An 18,578-nucleotide genomic window follows, 5' to 3' on the forward strand; every position below is an offset into this window, starting at 1 on the left:
TATGACATTACAAAATGAAATCGCACACGCTATGTTAAAGGTAGGTGCAGTAGAATTAAATCCAACAGAACTATTCACATGGGCATCAGGCATTAAATCCCCAATCTACTGTGATACACGTCTGACAATTTCTGACCCTGTAATTCGTAAGCAATTAGCAAACGGTTTATCATCTCTTATTAAAGAAAACTTTGGTACAACTGAAATCGTAGCAGGTACAGCAACAGCGGGCATTCCACATGCAGCTTGGGTAAGTGATATTTTAGAATTACCAATGGTTTACGTCCGCTCAAAAGCAAAAGAGCATGGCCGTGGCAACCAAATCGAAGGAAAATACGCAGCAGGTCAAAAAGTCGTAGTAGTAGAAGACATCGTTTCTACAGGTGGCTCATCCATTACAGCTGTAGAAGCCTTACGTGCAGCAGGCTGTGAAGTACTAGGCGTTGTTTGTGTCTACACATACAATCTTCCACGTGCTGAACAAGCATTTGAAGAAGCCGGCATTAAATATGTATCTCTAACAAATTTCGATTACTTAATTGAAGCAGCTAATGAATCAGGCGCTATTCAAGAAGAAGATATTCCATTCTTAAAAGACTGGCATGGAAAATTAAAAGCAGGAGCGCTTTAATAAAAAAAGGGTGGTATGAAATTAATTCATACCACCCTTTCATTTGTTGAAAAACTTTTGCGTCATAAAAAAGACTGTTGACAGACTCAATATTTTTTTGAGTTTGTTTACAGTCTGAAAAGTAAAGGGAATCTTTGCGAATGTTGGGATGCTTGAGATAGGGTGACTCCTCAAAAAAGTAGAATGACACTCAATAAGATACATGATATGTGAAGTGGTTGATTGGAGTGGAGGCTGGGCGACTCCTTGGGGATTAGCGTCACAGATGAGACCCTGGAGCGAGCAACGCGAGTGAAGCGGCTCATCGGACGCCCACAGGAAAGCGCCCAGCCGGAACGGAAATCAACCCCTCGTTTTGACCAAGAACTACACTTTATTTAATAATTTACAATAGAGGAGAAATGAGTCGCATTAGAGATTCAAGCATGCGTTTTTGAATACTTCGCTTTTGAAATGACTCCCATGTAATTTTTATGGATTCTTTAAAATCTTGTTCAAAATCATTTTTTATATCTAGAACCGTATTAGATTCATATAGGACCGCAATGATTTCATAATTAAGCTCAAAACTACGAATATCCATATTTGCTGTACCAATTGATGCAACTTCATCATCAACAAGTACAATCTTAGCGTGCATAAAAGCATCTTTATAGGAGTAAATAGAGACTCCCGCTTTTAGAAGCGGAGTAAAGTATGATTGGGATGCTTGATCACTAATGATACTATCACCTTTTCCAGGATATAAAATACGGACATCTACCCCGGAAAGTGCACTCAAACGTAATAATGTTAATGTTTCCTGATCAGGAATAAAGTATGGAGTGGCAATCCAAATTGACTTTTTGGCGGAGCCCATAATTTTCAATAAAGCATTTCGAATATTTGTATCATCTGAGCTAGGTCCGCTCGCAACAATCTGTACGGCACCTTCTGCCTGATGGATGCCTTGTGCTGGAAAGTATGCTCTATCCATATATTGATTCCAAGACTCAGTATTTAAACTACTAGTGGCGTAGAGAAAATCTTCTAAGAAAATGGCTTGTAGTTTATATAATGCTTTTCCTTCTATTTTTAAATGGCTATCACGCCAAATAGGAAACTTCTTCGAACGACCAAGATATTCATCCCCGACATTGAGTCCACCTGTAAACCCAATTGACCCATCTACAATCACAATTTTACGGTGGTTCCGATAATTGACGGTTTCTAATAGCCAAGGTGAAAGAATAGAATCAAATTCGACTACTTCAATTCCTGCTTCTTTCATTGGTTGTAAGAAACTCCTACGTAATTTGTTACTTCCAAGTCCATCGTAAAGAAAGCGTACGATCACGCCAGATTTTGCTTTTCTTATTAAGGCATCTCGAATTTTTGTACCGATTTCGTCTGATCGATAAATATAGTATTGAATATGAATATGATGTGTAGCATTTTCAATCGCTTGTATAATCTCAGTAAATGTTTCATCACCATTTGTTAAGAGTTTTGTTGTTGTTTTATGAGCAACAGGACCACCGCCAAATTTTTGTATAACTTGTGTTAAATGGGTGGATCGTTCATTTAATGGGGAAGGGGGTTCTAAATTAAAACTTCTTCCATCTAAAATTTCACGGAATAACTTCCTTTTTTCTTCTGAACGATATAAATGTTTCTTTCTTCTCCAGCGACTTCTTCCGAAAAGTAAGTACAGAAGTACACCGATACCAGGGAGAATGGCTAATATTAAAAACCAAGCTAATGTACTTTGCGGGGAACGATTTTCAATAAAAATAATGAAGGCAATCCCTATAAGTGTGATCGGCCATATTACACCGATTAAGGTAGATAACGGAATGATGGACTTATTTAAGAATATGAGCATAATTGCTGCAATAGCAAAAGCAAATAGCAGTTGGACAATGCGATTTTTCATATGTTTACATTTCACCTATTCTTTCCTACATATAATCCTTATAAGAGGAAGCTGTAGTTTAATATTTTTATGATAAATTGTTTTCTTTTTTTTTACAATATAGACATTCCCACACCAGCGTTTCTTCTTGATTCTTGGACGGGTATCACACCAAGAAACGCGAAAATGTAGGCAAGCGTTTAAAAGTACACGCACGATCAAAGGAAGCCGAAATATTAAATTAAATGTAGGGTGTTTCAAAGTGTCGGATCTGCATTAACTAAAAGGGGCAAGAAAAAGCAATTGTTGGATAGGATATTACAGCTTTACTTTCATCAAATTAGAACTGAATCAAGAATTATTATCTATTTTATGTAAAAAAATTAGTTTTTTTTTACATAAAAAATAAGGAGAAGTCCGTAAACAAATCCCTATAAAAAGTTATTTTTCTGCTGTAATATTATTTGCTTCAAGGAGTTGGTGTGATAATTGAAAAAATTATTCATTGATAGTGATTAGGGGATAAGTATAAATATGTTGAATTGTAAAAATTTGAATAAAAAACCTTTAATAATAAAGAAACACGAATAAATTTAGATATTACTAGGAAAAGGGAAAAGGAATAAATAAAATAATTACTATATTATAATAATAAAAAAATAATACTTTAAACCGATAAAGTGGGAATTAAACAAACATTCATTTAAGAAAAATACAAATTTATTAAGAGAAATTGGAATAGTTGTATGGTTTAGTTTGTATATAAGAATATAAGAAATGTAAAAATTCTCTTGATTAAATGTGTTATTACTAGATAAAATGATAATACACTTAATTATCTGAATATTGTATTATTTAACACTTGCATTAAATTTCTTTATAAAGAAAAAAATGATTTTTTTTAAAAGTATTTTATATTGATGTTTTTTTGTTTTGATATGATTGTGAAATAAGTTTATTAAAATCGATTTTTTCGGAATATTAAATTAATAAAATGGATAACTGAAAGTGATTTTTTGTAAAAAAACGTTCTTAACACGCGGCATCTGCTAACTCATTGGCAGCAGTAGTTAAGTAAAAACTCTTAAAAGGTGTGATATAAAATGAGCTTAATGTTAGAAGTGAAAAACCTTAAAACTGGCTTTGATATAGATGGAGAAATATATCATGCAGTGGATGATGTTTCATTTTCGGTTAAATCAGGTCAGATCGTAGGGGTAGTTGGCGAATCTGGATGTGGAAAAAGTGTAATGTCTCTTTCTATTATGCAGCTTCTTCCCAAAGGAATTGGTAAAATCACTGGCGGAGAAATAAAATTCCATGGGAAAAACATAGAAAATCATTCGAGCGACGAGATGAATAAAATTAGAGGAAAAGATATAAGCATGATTTTCCAAGAACCTATGACATCCTTAAACCCAGTTTTTACTATAGGTTCACAAATTGAAGAAATTATGCTTAATCATAGTAAGATTTCGAAGGCTGAGGCTAAAGAAAAAGCGATTGAATTATTAAAACAGGTTGGTATTCCAAGAGCTGAAAAAATTATAGATGAATATCCTCATCAATTGTCAGGTGGTATGAGACAAAGAGTAATGATTGCTATCGCCATCGCTTGTCAGCCTAGACTTTTAATAGCGGATGAACCAACTACTGCACTTGATGTAACTGTACAAGCCCAAATACTAGATTTACTGAAAAATATTCAAGAGAAAAATAACATGTCCATTGTCTTGATAACTCACGATTTAGGTGTAGTTGCGGAAATGTGTGATGAAGTAATTATTATGTATGCAGGGAAGATTGTAGAACGGACAAATGTTGATAATTTGTTTTACAATCCCAAACACCCATATACAAAGCTCTTGATGGCATCGATACCGAGAATAGATACAGAAGTTAATGAGTTAACCACTATTAAAGGTATAGTACCTTCTTTAAAAAATATGCCTCAAGTAGGCTGCCGTTTTGTTGATAGATGCCCGTCGGCAATGCCTGAATGTAGCAATGTTACACCGCAACTTGCCTTAGTAGGTGACAATCATGAAGTCTCTTGTTTACTTTTTGAAGGCAGTAATTCTAGAAAGGGCGTGAGCTGACAATATGGAGCAAACAGCAATTAAACAAAATAAAGAAAATTTATTGGAGTTAATTGATTTAAAAACCTATTACCCGATTAAAGGTGGATTATTCAAACATACAATTGGCTATGTTAAAGCAGTTGATAATATTTCTTTTTCAATAAAAAGCGGTGAAACATTAGGACTAGTTGGCGAATCTGGCTGTGGAAAGTCTACAACTGGTCGTACTATTTTAAGATTGCTGGATTCAACAGATGGAAAAATCATTTTTAACGGCCAGGATATTACAAAATTACAAGGAAAATCATTAAGGGAAATAAGGAAAGATATTCAAATGGTATTTCAAGATCCCTATGCATCGTTAAATCCTATGCAAATGGTAGGTAGTATCATAGCTGAACCGATCATGAATTTCCATAAAAAATCACTGAACTCTTTAAAAAATGAAGTGATGGAGCTTTTACAAAAAGTAGGCTTACCAGAAGATGCATATTACAAATATGCACATGAATTTTCAGGTGGTCAGCGTCAACGGATTGGTATTGCGAGAGCTCTTGCACTTAGGCCAAAACTAATTATAGCAGATGAGCCAGTTTCAGCTTTAGATGTATCTGTACAATCGCAGGTTCTTAATCTTCTAAAAGAATTACAGGATGAGTTTGACTTAACATTTTTATTTATCGCTCATGATTTAAGTGTTGTAAAACATATGAGTGATCGAATCGGTGTTATGTATTTAGGAAATATTGTGGAGATTGCGGATAAGGAACATATTTATGAGGAACCACTGCACCCTTATACACAGGCATTAATCTCTGCAATTCCAGTACCTGATCCAAGGAAGAAGAGTAGCCGAATAGTATTAGAAGGGGATATCCCTAGTCCGGCTAATCCTCCAAAGGGGTGTCCTTTCCATCCAAGGTGTCCGAAGGCAATGGCAGAGTGTTCATTATCAAAACCAACCTTAAAGGAGGTGAAGCAGGGGCATAGAGTTGCATGCCATTTATATTAAAAAATAACAAGAGAATAGTGTATTAATTATTTTCAAAATAAAATTCACGGGGGGATAAAGAATGAAAAAATCAGCATTATGGGCTTTCATGCTTATGCTAGTATCTGCTTTGTTTTTAGCAGCGTGTAATAGCGACACATCGACAAATGAAAAAGATAAGGAAAAAGACAAGGGAGAATCCGCAACAACAGGTGAATCGGCAAAAGGTGGAGTTGTAACTTTTGGTACTGACCAAGCACCTGAAGGTGTATTTGATCCAGCCTTTAATGGAAGTATTGTAGATAGTTATATTCAAAATTTTACAACTGAAGGTATTTATGATGTAAATGATAACTTAGAGTATGTTCCTAATTTAGCAACTTGGGAAATTAGTGAGGACAAATTAACTTATACGTTTAAATTTAAGCAAGGTGTAAAATGGCACAATGGTGAGGAGTTAACTGCTGATGACTGGGTATTTGCATTAGAGACACTAGCTGATAAGGATTACGACGGCCCACGATTTGATTATGTTGAAAATATTAAAGGTGCAAAAGCAAAAAAACAAGGGAAAGCTGACAAAATCGCAGGAATTGAAGTCGTTGATCCCTATACTGTAAAAATTACTTTTGAAGAAGTGAAAATTAATAATTTGGAAAGCTTGTGGAATAACCCAATGCCTAAAAAACATTATGAAGGTATTGCTGTTAAAGACTTAGGCGAGTCGAAACAAGTTCGTACGAATCCTGTTGGCTTAGGGCCGTTTAAAGTGAAAAAAGTTGTAGACGGTGAATATTCTGAATTAGAGCGTTTTGATGATTACTGGAAGGGCAAACCACAGCTTGATGGAGTGATTGTAAAAGTAATTGACCCATCATTGGCAGCTGGTGCGTTCCAAAACGGAGAAATTGACATCATGGATATTAGACCACAAGCTGTAAAAGAATTGTCAGCATTAGATAACGTACGCATTGAACAAACGAATGGTGTAAGTTACTCATATATTGGTCTTCGTTTTGGTCATCGTGATAAAGCTGCTCTTAAAAATGTAGCTGATTTTGATAAGTTTAAATCAAAAGAATTGCGTCAAGCACTACTATACGCAATTAACCGTCCAGCAATGATCGATGCTTTCTTAGAAGGAAAAGCTAATGTTGCGAATACTGTGATTCCACGTGCCTTCTGGACTGCTGCAGAGGAATCTGACTTAAATCAATATGAATACAATCCAGAAAAGGCTAAAGAGCTTCTTAAGTCTGCAGGCTATGTAGATATAAATGGTGATGGATTTGTAGAAGATCCTAAAGGTAAACCATTTAAAATTTCGTTTGGTCACTATGCCGGTCCTGCTGTCTTTGAAGGTCGCTCTCAAGCGATTATTCAAGCTTGGAATGATATCGGAGTGAAAACAGAATTAGCTACTGGTACATTAATAGAATTTAACTTATATAATGATATGAAAGATAATGATGATGCTGCATTAGAAGCATTCTTCGGTTCTTGGAATACAGGTTCAGATCCTGACCCATCTGGATTATGGGGTAACGATGCAGAATGGAACTATGGTCGCTATGTAGATGCTAAGAACCAAAAATTATTAGATGAAGGCTTAAGTGTAAAAGCATTTGACAAAGATACGCGTAAGAAAACTTATGTAGAGTGGCAAAAATACTTCAATGAAGAATTACCAGCTCTTCCGTTATGGGAAAATATGGATTTATATGGCATTAATAAGCGACTACAAGGTGTTCATATCAACGCTGTTGGTTTCCAAACAGACGTTTATAAATGGTACATTAAGGAATAAATTGTAGACTAACGAAGAGAAGTTAAAGCCTACTAACTAGGTCCACTTCATGAATTGGGCCTAGTTAGTAAATTTCTAGATAAGGAGACGTCATATGCTGCAATACACACTTCGAAGATTTCTTGGCATGATTCCATTGTTACTCCTTATTTCTGTGGTGGTGTTCTTTTTAGCGAAAATGATGCCAGGAGATCCATTTGCTGGTGAAATCAATCCGTCTAATACGAATCCACAATACATCGAAGAAATGAGAGAAAAATTAGGCTATAATGATCCGATTATCGTGCAATACGGTAGATGGGTTGGTAAATTTTTGAAAGGCGATTTCGGGAAATCTACTGTTTATAAAAAACCAGCCGCAGAGATTATTGCTCAGCGAATACCTAATACAATATTTTTAGCATTAATATCATTAATTTTTACGTACATTTTTGCATTTTTTATGGGGATGTATGCTGGAAGAAAGCCTTATACACTTGGGGATAATTTAATAGCAACTTATAATTATTTAGCATTAGCAATTCCATCGTTTGTTGCAGGGATTGTTGCTATTTATCTCTTTTCCTTTAAGCTAGGATGGTTTCCTTTTAATGGTTCCGTAGGTGTAGGCATAGGGGAGGGGACTTGGGAGTACTACATGAGTAGGATTCACCATGTTTTATTACCGGCACTTATTTTAGGATTAATGGGAACGGCGTCCTATACACAATTTTTACGAAATGACATTATTGAAAATAGTAGAAAAGATTATGTAAGAACAGCGAGAGCAAAAGGAACGAAAGAATCGAAAATTTATAACAAACATATTTTACGGAACTCCATTATTCCAATAATTACTTTTCTTGGTTTTGATATTGCAACATTAATTAGTGGTGCGGTAATAACAGAAACGATCTTTACTTATCCGGGAATAGGCGCACTCTTCTTAGAATCCGTTGGAAGAAGAGATTATGCAGTCATGATGTCGATAACAATGCTACTTTCGTTTTTAGTACTTTTTGGGAATTTAGTGGCGGATATATTATATGGCGTGGTAGATCCACGTATTAGACTAGATTAAGGAGGGGAAATTATGACATTGGTAACTAATCAAGAAGTTTTATCTCCAAAAACGCCAAAAAAAAGCCCCTCGCCATGGGTAATAGCGAGACGAAAGTTTGTTAAAAATAAATTAGCAATGATTAGTCTTATTTTTTTACTATTAGTTATCGTTTTATCGTTTTTAGCTCCTTATATTACAACAAAAGATATTGTTCGTGTCGACTTTATGAAAATTAGTCTGCCTCCATCAAATGAGCATTGGTTAGGAACGGATACGAATGGACGTGATGTTTTTACTAGAATGCTCTACGCTGGAAGATCATCTTTATTGGTTGGGTTAAGTTGTATGTTTTTTATTGTAATAATTGGTACTGCTGTTGGCGCGATATCAGGGTATTTTGGAGGAAAGATGGATCAAATTTTAATGCGATTTACTGATTTCGTATTAATGTTTCCATTCTTAATATTCGTCATTGTTATTAATACGATCCTTTCAGGAAAAGTTTCTGGTTTATGGACAATAATAATTGTCATTTCGCTTTTAAGCTGGGGAAGCGTTGCAAGGATTGTGCGTAGTAGGGTGCTAGCTGAAAAGGAAAATGAATATATATTAGCAGCGCAATCAATAGGTTGTAAGCCTTCAAAAATAATCATGAAACACTTATTGCCAAACGTTGCCTCGACGATTATTGTACAAGCAACATTATTAATGGCCGTAACAATCGTTGTTGAATCCAGTTTAAGCTTTTTAGGATTTGGTGTACCAGCTGATACTCCGAGCTGGGGCAATATGTTATTTGAGGCTAGAAACTCAGATGTACTTAAGTATAAGCTTTGGATGTGGGTGCCACCTGCAACAGCCATTACATTAGTTATTTTGTCGATCAACTTCATTGGAGAAGGTTTAAAGGATGCATTAAATCCAAAATCAAGAAGGTAATAAGTTTGGTTTAAACGATTAAATCATAAAACATTAAACAAAAGATAAGGGCACCCTTAAAAGTAGGTGTCCTTATTTTCGTTAAGGTCTTTCTTTACTAGGCTTTAAATCACATCCTAGGGTATAGTAGCAGCAGAAACAGGACCTACTATAAATGCAGTAAGACAAATAGTACGGAGAATTAGTTTAACATCTTTCAGCAGATGTTTTTTGTACCGAAAGCGAAGCGACAGGTACAGATGTTTTTTGTACCGAAAGCGAAGCGACAGATACAGATGCTTTAAGTAACGCAAGTGAAACGGTAGTTACAAGTGTTTTGATAGTGAAAGTAAAAAACATCAGCTACAAGTGTTTTGGTAGAATGTATTGAAGAATAATGCGTCATCTGTAAGGTGTAGCTTTGAAGCAATGAAAAAAATAACTCCCATCACAGCGTTTATACTGTAGATGGAAGTTATAGTTTTATCGATTAGCAACCCAAGTTTTCATAAGATCTGCAGTACCATAAACGTAATGCTGATCGCCCACTTCATGGTATGTTGCGCTATCGTCAACTTCTGTATGCTTGTACGGAATACGTTGACGGCGTTTTTCTGACATTGGGTCAGGAAGTGGAATTGCTGATAATAATGATTTTGTATACGGATGAACAGGGTGATTGTAAATATCATCTGCTTTACCGATTTCCATGATTTTACCACGGTACATAACAGCGATACGGTCACTGATATACTTTACCATTGATAAGTCATGGGCAATGAAAAGATATGTTAAGCCACGTTCTTTTTGCAGTTGTTTTAATAAGTTAACAACTTGCGCTTGAATCGATACGTCAAGTGCAGAAATAGGTTCATCGGCGATAATAAACTTAGGATCTAAGCTTAACGCACGAGCAATTCCAATACGTTGACGTTGACCGCCAGAGAATTCGTGTGCATAACGGTTTGCGTGCTCCTTGTTTAAGCCAACAGCCTCTAACAGTTGATTAACTTTTTCACGACGCTCTTTTTTATCTTTGTAAAGACCGTGAATCGTAAAGGCTTCACTAATGATTTCTCCTGCTGTCATACGCGGGTTTAATGAAGCATATGGATCTTGGAAAATCATTTGCATTTGACGATTGAATTTCTTTAATTCATCTTTGGATTTTTTCCCATGGACGTTCTCGCCATCGAAAATAATTTCCCCATCTGTAATGTCGTACAGACGAATGATGGAACGACCAGTTGTTGATTTACCACAGCCTGATTCTCCTACAAGACCTAGTGTTTCACCTTCGTATACATCGAAACTAATACCGTCAACAGCTTTAATAGGGTTACTTGCTGAACCGAAATACTGCTTTACATTTTTTATTTCAAGAATTTTTTTTGCGCCCGATTTAGTCATTTGATTGTGCCTCCTTTGCTAAATATCCTTCAATACGTTTAGCAACCGCATCTGGAAGCGGAATTTTTGGTGCGTCAGGATGCATCAACCAAGTTTTTGCAAAGTGTGTTTCACTTACTTGGAACATCGGTGGCTCTTGCTCATAGTCAATAGCCATTGCAAATTCATTACGAGCGGCAAACGCATCGCCCTTTGGAGGGTTGGTAAGATCTGGTGGTGAACCAGGAATCGTGCGTAATAGCTCATCAGTATCGTTATCTAAGTCTGGCATTGAACCAAGCAGACCCCATGTATAAGGATGCTTAGGATTATAGAAAATATCATTAACAGTACCATATTCAACGATTTGACCTGCATACATAACTGCAACACGGTCGGCAATGTTTGCCACGACACCTAAATCGTGGGTAATGAAAATGATAGATGTTTTCGAATTTTTTTGGATTTCTTTCATTAGCTCTAAAATTTGCGCTTGAATTGTAACGTCTAATGCAGTTGTCGGTTCATCGGCAATTAGAAGCTTAGGATCAGCTGCAAGTGCGATGGCAATAACAACACGTTGACGCATACCGCCTGAAAATTCATGCGGGTATTGGTTATAACGTTTTTCAGGGAAGGGGATACCTACCTGAGTTAAAAGTTCGATTGCACGTTTTTTAGCATCAGCTTTTGATACTTTTTTATGTTGTAAAATAACTTCAGTTATTTGACGTCCGACCTTCATCGTCGGGTTTAAGCTTGTCATTGGATCTTGGAAAATCATTGCAATTTCATTTCCGCGTACTTTTGACATTTCTTTGTCGCTTAAAGGCACTAAATCACGGCCATTAAATAAAATTTGTCCTGACTCATAAATACCAGGTGGCTGTGGAATTAGTTTCATTAATGCGTTACTCGTAACACTCTTACCGGAACCTGATTCACCAACGATTGCTAGTGTTTCACCTTCTTTTAAGTCAAAGTTTACACCACGAACGGCATGAACAAGACCTGCATAAGTTTTAAAGTTTATTTTTAAATCTTTTACTTCTAAAATTGTTTTACTCATTTTCGGCCACCTCCTTATTTACGTAGTTTTGGATCTAATGCATCACGTAAGCCGTCACCAACTGCGTTAAACGCAAAGATTGTTAGTGAAATGAATAATGCAGGGAATATTAAACGCCAAGGATAATCTGCAATCGCTCCGTTTCCTTCAGAAGCCATTGTACCCCAAGAAGCTTGTGGAGCAGGAACCCCAAGTCCGAGATAACTAAGGAAAGACTCTGTAAAAATAGCAGATGGCACTGTTAATGTCATCGTTACTAAAATTGCACCAAGTGCATTTGGCACTAAATGTTTTAAAATTAAATGTCCTGTGCGTGCGCCCAGAGTACGAGCGGCTAAAACATACTCTTGATTTTTAATAGATAATACTTCACCACGTACAATACGGGCCATGTTAATCCAACCTGTAATGGATAATGCGATAATCATTGGCACAATACCTGGTTCTAATACTACTAAAAGTACGATTACAACTAAAAGGTAAGGAACAGCTGTTAAAACATCGGCAATACGCATCATAATATTGTCAACACGACCGCCTGCTAAACCAGAAATACTTCCCCATAATACGCCAATGATCAAGTCAATAATGGCAGCAGCAAACCCGATGAGTAAAGAAATACGAGCGCCAGCCCATACTCGAACGAAAATATCTCGCCCTAAATCATCTGTACCAAACCAAAATTCTGATGATGGTGGGGTATTAAAAGAACCTAATTGATCACTATAGTGGTATTGTGAAAACATCGGCACAAATGTAGCCATTAAAATAATAACTACTAAAGTAATTAATCCAAAAATCGCCATTTTATTATGGGAAAAACGAATAAATACTTCCTTCCAAAAGGAGACAGATTTATCTGCTAATTTATCAGTGGCTTCGTGATTTCCACCAACAATTTTAAACTTATCTTTTTCGATTTGTTGCTGTGTCATTACTTTTTCGCTCCTTTCAGTCTAATTCGCGGATCGATTACGCTATATAAAATATCTACGATGAATACCGCAAATAAAAGAATGATTGCGTAGAATACGGTTGTCCCCATAACAACTGTATAATCACGGTTCGTAATACTTTGCACAAAGTGTTTACCTAATCCAGGAACCGCGAAAATTTGCTCTACAATGAAGCTACCTGTAACAACACCAGCAGTTAATGGACCTAAATAAGTAACGACTGGTAATAAGGCGTTACGTAAAGTATGGCGGAAGACGACTGTCCATTTGCCTATACCTTTTGCACGAGCCATTTTTACATAATCACTATTATTTTGTTCAAGCATACTTGAACGTGTCAGTTTAGCTATAAAGCCCATATGCGAAAATGCAATAGCTAAGGCTGGTAATATACTATAAGTAAAGCCTTTCCATCCACTAATCGGGAATAACTGAAGTTTGTATGCAAGGAAATACTGCATAAGTCCAGCTAATATGAAAGATGGAACGGAAATTCCAAGCACCGCAAAGGTCGTTGCCAAATAATCTGGAAACCTATTATGATAAAGCGCTGCTACTACGCCGATTAATACACCAAATCCAATAGCAAGCAGCATCGCTTCAATTCCTAAAGTTAAAGATACAGGGAAGCCCTCTGCAATCATATCATTAGTTGAACGCGCTTTATATTTCATAGATTCACCGAAATCAAAAGTGGCCGCATCGATTAAATAATCTTTGTACTGAATATACCAAGGGTTATTTAATCCATACGTTTCGTTTAACTTTTCCTCTATTTGAGGAGGGAAATTACGTTCAGATGCAAATGGGTTACCAGGAGCAACACGCAATAGGAAAAACGTAGCCGTTACGATGACGAAAAGCGCGAGAAGTATATACATCAGCCTTTTCAAAATATATTTAATCACATAAAACTCCTCCTTCAATTTGTCAATTATCTGACAAATTAGTGCTTTCGTATTTTAAAAAGAGCTGACTCGCGCCGCAGTGGCTACGAGGCAGCTCTCCTCTTAGAGCTTAAAAGGTAATTTTAAAAAAATTATTTAATCTTTACGTCTTTAAGGTGAATATCACCTGTTGGATTTGGCTCTAAGTTTTCAATACCTTTTTTAACTACTGATAAATTAGTGTAGTAGTAAATAGGTGCAACTGGAAGTTCTTTCATAATAACTGCTTCTGCTTGTTTTAAATAGTCAAGACGTTTTGCTTCGTCTACCTCAGCAACTGACTTTTTCAATAAATCTTTGTATTGAGCATTTTCCCAGCCTGTTTGGTTGTTACCGTTTTTAGCAGTATCGAACATTTCAAGGAATGTATATGCATCTAGATAGTCAGCTACCCAGCCCATACGACCTACTTGATAGTCACTAGTTCTTAATTTTTCTAAATAAACTTGCCATTCAGAATTATCTAATTTAGATGAAATACCAAGTTTTTTGCTCCATTCTTCTTGAATAAATTGAGCAATTGCAGCATGTGCTTCAGAAGTGTTAAATGAAATGTTTACTGTGATATCTTTAGGGTCTTTAATGCCAAGTTCTTTCATACCAGCTTCAAGAGCAGCTTTTGCTCCATCAACATCGTTATCTTTCATGTAACCACGGTCATTTTCAAATCCAGGAATTGCGATTGGAACCATACCAGTAGCTGGTTTTTGTTCACCTTTAGTTACGTTGTCAATTAATTTTTGACGATCGATTGCTAGAGTAAGAGCTTTACGGATATTTGCATTAGACATAATTTTGTCTTTTGTATTGAATTTATACCAATAAATACTTGCTTGGTCTTTGATTCTTAAAGAACCATCTTTTTTGAATCCATCAATTGCATTAAGATCTACTGTTTGGAATGGCGCACCGATATAGTCAAGCTCGCCGCCTTTAAACTTAGTAGCAACAGTTGCTTCTTTTTCAACCATAGCAATATTTACAGTATCAACATCAACATTTGATGCATCCCAATAATCTGCATTTTTTGTAAGAACCATAGAATCGTTATGTTTCCAGTCGCTTAATTTATAAGGACCATTTGTTACGAAATTTTCACCTGCGTCTGCGTACCATTCTTTGTTGGCCTCAGTCACTTTTTTGTTAACTGGTAAATAAGTTTTGAATCCTGTTAATTCTAAGAAATACGGAGTTGGATTTGCTAAAGTTACGACTAAAGTTTTGTCATCTTCAGCTTTGATACCAACGTTATCAGCAGAGCCGCCATTTAAGTTGTAATCTTCAGCACCTTTAATTGGATAGAAGATAGAAGCATACTCAGAAAGGTTTTCTGGATTTAATGCCCATTTCCAAGCATATTCGAAGTCGCCAGCTACAACTTGATCACCATTTGACCATTTTGCATCACGTAAATGGAAAGTATAAGTTTTCTTATCATCACTTATTTCCCATTTCTCAGCCATACCTGGAGTAGCCTTACCTTCAGCGTCTGAAACAGTTAAACCTTCAAAAACGTTAATTAAGATTGCGCTAGATGTAGTATCTGTTGCAAGTTGTGGGTGTAAAGATGGTGGTTCTGAAGTGATTGCTAAGTTAATTTCTTTAGCTTTTGAACCAGAATCTTTTTTACCGTCTGAAGATGAAGAATTATCAGACTTATCACCGCCGAAGCCACATGCAGCTAGTACTAATGAAAAGACTGCAAGGACCGTTAATAATAAAAACTTTTTGTTTTTATTCATGTGAATCCCCCTTATACAATTTTAAGCCTTTTGTGAAGCTCCTATTTAATATACCAAAAAAATCATTGTGTACAAAATAAAAAAGATTCAAATTTATATAGTATTATCTGACATCTAAGAGAATAATAATTTTTTTCGATTCATCACACTAAAGAATGAAGGCGTTTTCATAATAATAATTTGATATTTTATTGTTCTGAATATCAAAAATAAAATAAAAATAAAAAAATGACTTATTATACCGAAAATTCATATTCTTTTGATAATATTATTGCTATATAAAAAATGATTCAAAAGTCACGGGTGTGATGCTATAAGAGATTTGGATGAATTTGTAGAAAATCACTGTAAAACTGAGTGATTTAGATTCTTGGATAGGTATTTTTTTGTAATTTATAATCTCAAAGAATGAATATTTATATCTATTAATGATATATAAGAAACTTGTTTTGTATTTATCTAAGATTATCTACTATATGAGAGAAAAAAGAAGAAGTAGAGTAAATGTATGAAAAAATGTTCCTTTCTTAAAGAATAAATATATGTTGTTTTAGTAGAATATGTTTTTTTGAGATAATTTATACATTACTTGAATATACAACGATGTATAAAAAAACGGAGCATTGAATCAAGTAATATTGAGTAGATAGTAAATGGGAAAATAATCCTGATCTTGAATGCTCGAATGATGTTGTTTTATGGAGGAATCCATTTGTCTTGCTTAGGAGGAAGCTTCTACATATAGTTACTAAAAAATCGTGTAAGTAGAACTTAATGAGTAGAAATTACTTATGTTCTTCATGTGGTTTATTTTACCATAAATACATTGCTAAATGGTAGTCTTCCTAAAAATAAACAGTAGTTATAGTTTTTCCTAAAGAAAATGAAGGGTAATCATTGTGCTGTATGAGGTTAGTCTATACTATTGTCACTCAACTTTTGCTATCAAGAATGCTAAGGGATAATAGCTATAAAAAACAATCAAGTCAAAGGGAAAATAAATAGATGTATAGTGCAGATTACGTGTTAATGGCCATAAAAAAAGGAATACGATATATTGCGTATCGTATTCCAACCATTTAAGACTGTTTTTTTAACTGCAAAATGACAGCTTCATCTGGATCGATGTATAAAGTCTTTTGTTCAAAGTAAATAACAAAACCAGGTTTAGCACCATTTGGCTTTTTTACTTGACGTATTTCTGTGTAATCTACTGGAACTGAGGAAGATTCTCTTGCTTTTGAAAAATAGGCGGCAAGTGTTGCAGCTTCTCGTAAGGTTGTTTCGTCAGGCTCACTTGAATGGATGACAACATGTGAGCCAGGGATATCCTTCGTATGCAGCCAAATATCTGTACGTTTAGCGATTTTAAATGTAAGCATGTCATTTTGTTTGTTATTTTTCCCAACAGAGATCGCTACACCTGTAGAAGAGATGTAACGTTCAGGCTCAGGTTTTACTTGTTTTTTCTTTTTTCTTGCATGACGTAATTTCAAATAACCTTGTTCTGCTAATTCTTCGCGAATTTCTTCTATATCTCCAGGAGAAGCTTGTTGTACCTGTTGAGCAAGCATTTCAAAATAAACTATTTCTTCCTTCGTTTTCTCTAACTGTTCTTGAACCATAATAAGGGCATTTTTTGCTTTTGTGTATTTTGTGTAATAGCTTTGAGCATTTTCAATAGGTGTTTTACGTTCACTCACTGGAATGATGATTTTCTCATCTCCAGTTTCACTATAATAGTTAATGACAGTTACTTCCTTTACACCTTTTTCAAACGCGTAAATATTCGCCATCAGTAACTCCCCAAATAATTGAAATTGATCAAGCTTAGATGCGCGTTCATAGTCTTTATTTAACTTTTTAGTTTTTAATATAAGCTTGTCAATTTCATTTTGCAGCCAGCGTTCCAAATCACCTGCCTGCTGTTTGACACGATCACGCTCAGCTCGAGCAAAGAATACACGGTCAAGTAGCTCATGTACATTTGGATAAATCGTTACATCTCCTTGTAAATGTGTTAGAGCGATTGGTGAGAAGTAAGTTTTATTATTTGAAATTACATACATCGGCTTTATTCCACCATTATTAAAGGAAGAAATAAAATTCTTAAAGCAATTTACACGATCGACTGTGTCTGTTAATCGGAATAATAATTCCTCAGCGTGTATAGGTGAGAAACCAGTAAATTGCGAAACAACTTCCTTAGCCGTTTTTAGTTCAGAAAAAAATATTGTAAGCTGTTCGTCGGTTACTACTAGTGGGTGCCATTTATTCTGTGTAGGCGGTGCGATATAAGGTTGACCTGGTAAAACTGTTCGAAAACTATTCACGGAAGGTGGCAAATGCTTTAAGCTGTCAACTATTTTTCCATGCTCCTTATCAATTAACAACAGGTTACTGTGACGGCCCATAATTTCAGCATGTAACTCCCTTATAATAGGGTCGCCAATTTCATTTTTACTTTCGATTTCTACTATTATAATGCGATCAAAATCGTGTTGTTTAATAGAAGAAATAAAACCACCTTCTATATGCTTACGTAATAGCATACAAAACATAGGGGGTTCTGCTGGATTGTCAATAGACTGCTCAGTAAGGTGAACACGTGCGTAAGAAGGATGAATCGAAAAAAGTAATTTATGATTGCTTCCGTTCGCGCGGATATGTAGAACAACCTCCTGAGCGTTTGGTTGATGTATTTTAGTGATCCGACCGGTTACTAATTGTTGTAGGTCGGCTGTCATTGAGTAAGTAAATAAGCCGTCAAATGCCATATGAATTCCTCTTTCCAACGATATAAGCATCCTTGGTACTTTCGTATTTATTTTTTTAATGGTGCATTCTCATCACTCTGCTGGAGCACAAATGCACTTTATTTATGACTTATCTGCATAACGTGTGGTTGATTTCCATTTCGGCTGGGCGCTTTCCTGGGGGCGTCCGATGAGCCGCCCAGCCTACACTCCAATCAACTTATATGCATGACAACGTTTTAACAAAATGTCATCTCTTTCTTTTGGTGATGAGTTTTTTCTTCAGGCGTGTTGATTAGGGAAAAATAGGTTTATGATGAGCAGTAAAAGGAGTTTTTGTTGCTATTTTGCTAAT

At 35.6% G+C, this 18,578-nt stretch carries 13 protein-coding genes; 6 read left to right on the plus strand and 7 right to left on the minus strand.

The genetic code is table 11. The features are described from left to right. Window position 1 precedes the first annotated feature (1 nt). Window positions 2-631, plus strand: a complete 630-nt coding sequence (gene pyrE / locus ACQKNC_RS04775; protein ID WP_427423727.1) for an orotate phosphoribosyltransferase — start codon at window positions 2-4, stop codon at window positions 629-631. 385 nt (window positions 632-1,016) lie between these two features. Here pyrE and ACQKNC_RS04780 read toward each other — a convergent pair whose 3' ends face one another. Continuing rightward, complete coding sequence (locus ACQKNC_RS04780) at window positions 1,017-2,546, minus strand: cardiolipin synthase (protein ID WP_427423728.1); 1,530 nt, start codon at window positions 2,544-2,546, stop codon at window positions 1,017-1,019. Window positions 2,547-3,628: 1,082 nt separating this feature from the next. Here ACQKNC_RS04780 and ACQKNC_RS04785 point away from each other — a divergent pair. The 5 genes from ACQKNC_RS04785 to opp4C all read left to right on the plus strand — a co-directional run bounded on the left by ACQKNC_RS04785 (window position 3,629) and on the right by opp4C (window position 9,385). Beyond that, complete coding sequence (locus ACQKNC_RS04785) at window positions 3,629-4,624, plus strand: ABC transporter ATP-binding protein (protein ID WP_427423729.1); 996 nt, start codon at window positions 3,629-3,631, stop codon at window positions 4,622-4,624. Between the two features lie 4 nt (window positions 4,625-4,628). Beyond that, window positions 4,629-5,618 (plus strand): ABC transporter ATP-binding protein, encoded by a 990-nt coding sequence (locus ACQKNC_RS04790; protein ID WP_427423730.1) that lies wholly within the window; start codon window positions 4,629-4,631, stop codon window positions 5,616-5,618. 61 nt (window positions 5,619-5,679) lie between these two features. Next, complete coding sequence (opp4A, locus tag ACQKNC_RS04795; protein WP_427423731.1) at window positions 5,680-7,404, plus strand: oligopeptide ABC transporter substrate-binding protein; 1,725 nt, start codon at window positions 5,680-5,682, stop codon at window positions 7,402-7,404. Between the two features lie 94 nt (window positions 7,405-7,498). Then, window positions 7,499-8,464 carry an oligopeptide ABC transporter permease gene (gene opp4B, locus ACQKNC_RS04800; protein WP_427423732.1) on the plus strand — a complete coding sequence of 322 codons (966 nt, stop codon included), beginning with the start codon at window positions 7,499-7,501 and terminating at the stop codon, window positions 8,462-8,464. A gap of 12 nt (window positions 8,465-8,476) precedes the next feature. Next, window positions 8,477-9,385: an oligopeptide ABC transporter permease gene (gene opp4C / locus ACQKNC_RS04805; protein WP_427423733.1), complete on the plus strand. Its 909-nt coding sequence runs from the start codon at window positions 8,477-8,479 to the stop codon at window positions 9,383-9,385. 462 nt (window positions 9,386-9,847) lie between these two features. Here the strand turns inward: opp4C and ACQKNC_RS04810 are convergent, their stop codons facing one another. The 6 genes from ACQKNC_RS04810 to ACQKNC_RS04835 form a co-directional block, all read right to left on the minus strand. After that, window positions 9,848-10,774: an ABC transporter ATP-binding protein gene (locus tag ACQKNC_RS04810; RefSeq protein WP_427423734.1), complete on the minus strand. Its 927-nt coding sequence runs from the start codon at window positions 10,772-10,774 to the stop codon at window positions 9,848-9,850. Beyond that, complete coding sequence (locus ACQKNC_RS04815; protein ID WP_387079883.1) at window positions 10,767-11,822, minus strand: ABC transporter ATP-binding protein; 1,056 nt, start codon at window positions 11,820-11,822, stop codon at window positions 10,767-10,769. Before ACQKNC_RS04815 ends, ACQKNC_RS04810 begins: the two co-directional genes overlap by 8 nt. Before the next feature lie 14 nt (window positions 11,823-11,836). Beyond that, complete coding sequence (locus ACQKNC_RS04820) at window positions 11,837-12,757, minus strand: ABC transporter permease (RefSeq protein WP_427423735.1); 921 nt, start codon at window positions 12,755-12,757, stop codon at window positions 11,837-11,839. Continuing rightward, window positions 12,757-13,686, minus strand: coding sequence for an ABC transporter permease (locus ACQKNC_RS04825; RefSeq protein WP_427423736.1), 930 nt, complete (start codon window positions 13,684-13,686; stop codon window positions 12,757-12,759). The genes ACQKNC_RS04820 and ACQKNC_RS04825 overlap by 1 nt, the downstream gene beginning before the upstream one ends. A gap of 131 nt (window positions 13,687-13,817) precedes the next feature. Next, complete coding sequence (locus tag ACQKNC_RS04830; RefSeq protein WP_427423737.1) at window positions 13,818-15,467, minus strand: peptide ABC transporter substrate-binding protein; 1,650 nt, start codon at window positions 15,465-15,467, stop codon at window positions 13,818-13,820. A 1,079-nt stretch (window positions 15,468-16,546) separates the two neighbouring features. Continuing rightward, complete coding sequence (locus ACQKNC_RS04835; RefSeq protein WP_427423738.1) at window positions 16,547-18,244, minus strand: Rqc2 family fibronectin-binding protein; 1,698 nt, start codon at window positions 18,242-18,244, stop codon at window positions 16,547-16,549. Between the last annotated feature and the right edge of the window lie 334 nt (window positions 18,245-18,578).

Source organism: Lysinibacillus sp. NPDC094177 (genome assembly GCF_050279145.1).
GTDB lineage: Bacteria > Bacillota > Bacilli > Bacillales_A > Planococcaceae > Lysinibacillus.

Coding starts and splice junctions, on each gene's coding strand:
- opp4A (WP_427423731.1), top strand. CDS start 5,680: ATGAAAAAATCAGCATTATGGGCTTTCATGCTTATGCTAGTATCTGCT.
- ACQKNC_RS04830 (WP_427423737.1), bottom strand. CDS start 15,467: ATGAATAAAAACAAAAAGTTTTTATTATTAACGGTCCTTGCAGTCTTT.
- ACQKNC_RS04835 (WP_427423738.1), bottom strand. CDS start 18,244: ATGGCATTTGACGGCTTATTTACTTACTCAATGACAGCCGACCTACAA.
- ACQKNC_RS04820 (WP_427423735.1), bottom strand. CDS start 12,757: ATGACACAGCAACAAATCGAAAAAGATAAGTTTAAAATTGTTGGTGGA.
- opp4B (WP_427423732.1), top strand. CDS start 7,499: ATGCTGCAATACACACTTCGAAGATTTCTTGGCATGATTCCATTGTTA.
- ACQKNC_RS04790 (WP_427423730.1), top strand. CDS start 4,629: ATGGAGCAAACAGCAATTAAACAAAATAAAGAAAATTTATTGGAGTTA.
- opp4C (WP_427423733.1), top strand. CDS start 8,477: ATGACATTGGTAACTAATCAAGAAGTTTTATCTCCAAAAACGCCAAAA.
- ACQKNC_RS04780 (WP_427423728.1), bottom strand. CDS start 2,546: ATGAAAAATCGCATTGTCCAACTGCTATTTGCTTTTGCTATTGCAGCA.
- ACQKNC_RS04785 (WP_427423729.1), top strand. CDS start 3,629: ATGAGCTTAATGTTAGAAGTGAAAAACCTTAAAACTGGCTTTGATATA.
- ACQKNC_RS04815 (WP_387079883.1), bottom strand. CDS start 11,822: ATGAGTAAAACAATTTTAGAAGTAAAAGATTTAAAAATAAACTTTAAA.
- pyrE (WP_427423727.1), top strand. CDS start 2: ATGACATTACAAAATGAAATCGCACACGCTATGTTAAAGGTAGGTGCA.
- ACQKNC_RS04810 (WP_427423734.1), bottom strand. CDS start 10,774: ATGACTAAATCGGGCGCAAAAAAAATTCTTGAAATAAAAAATGTAAAG.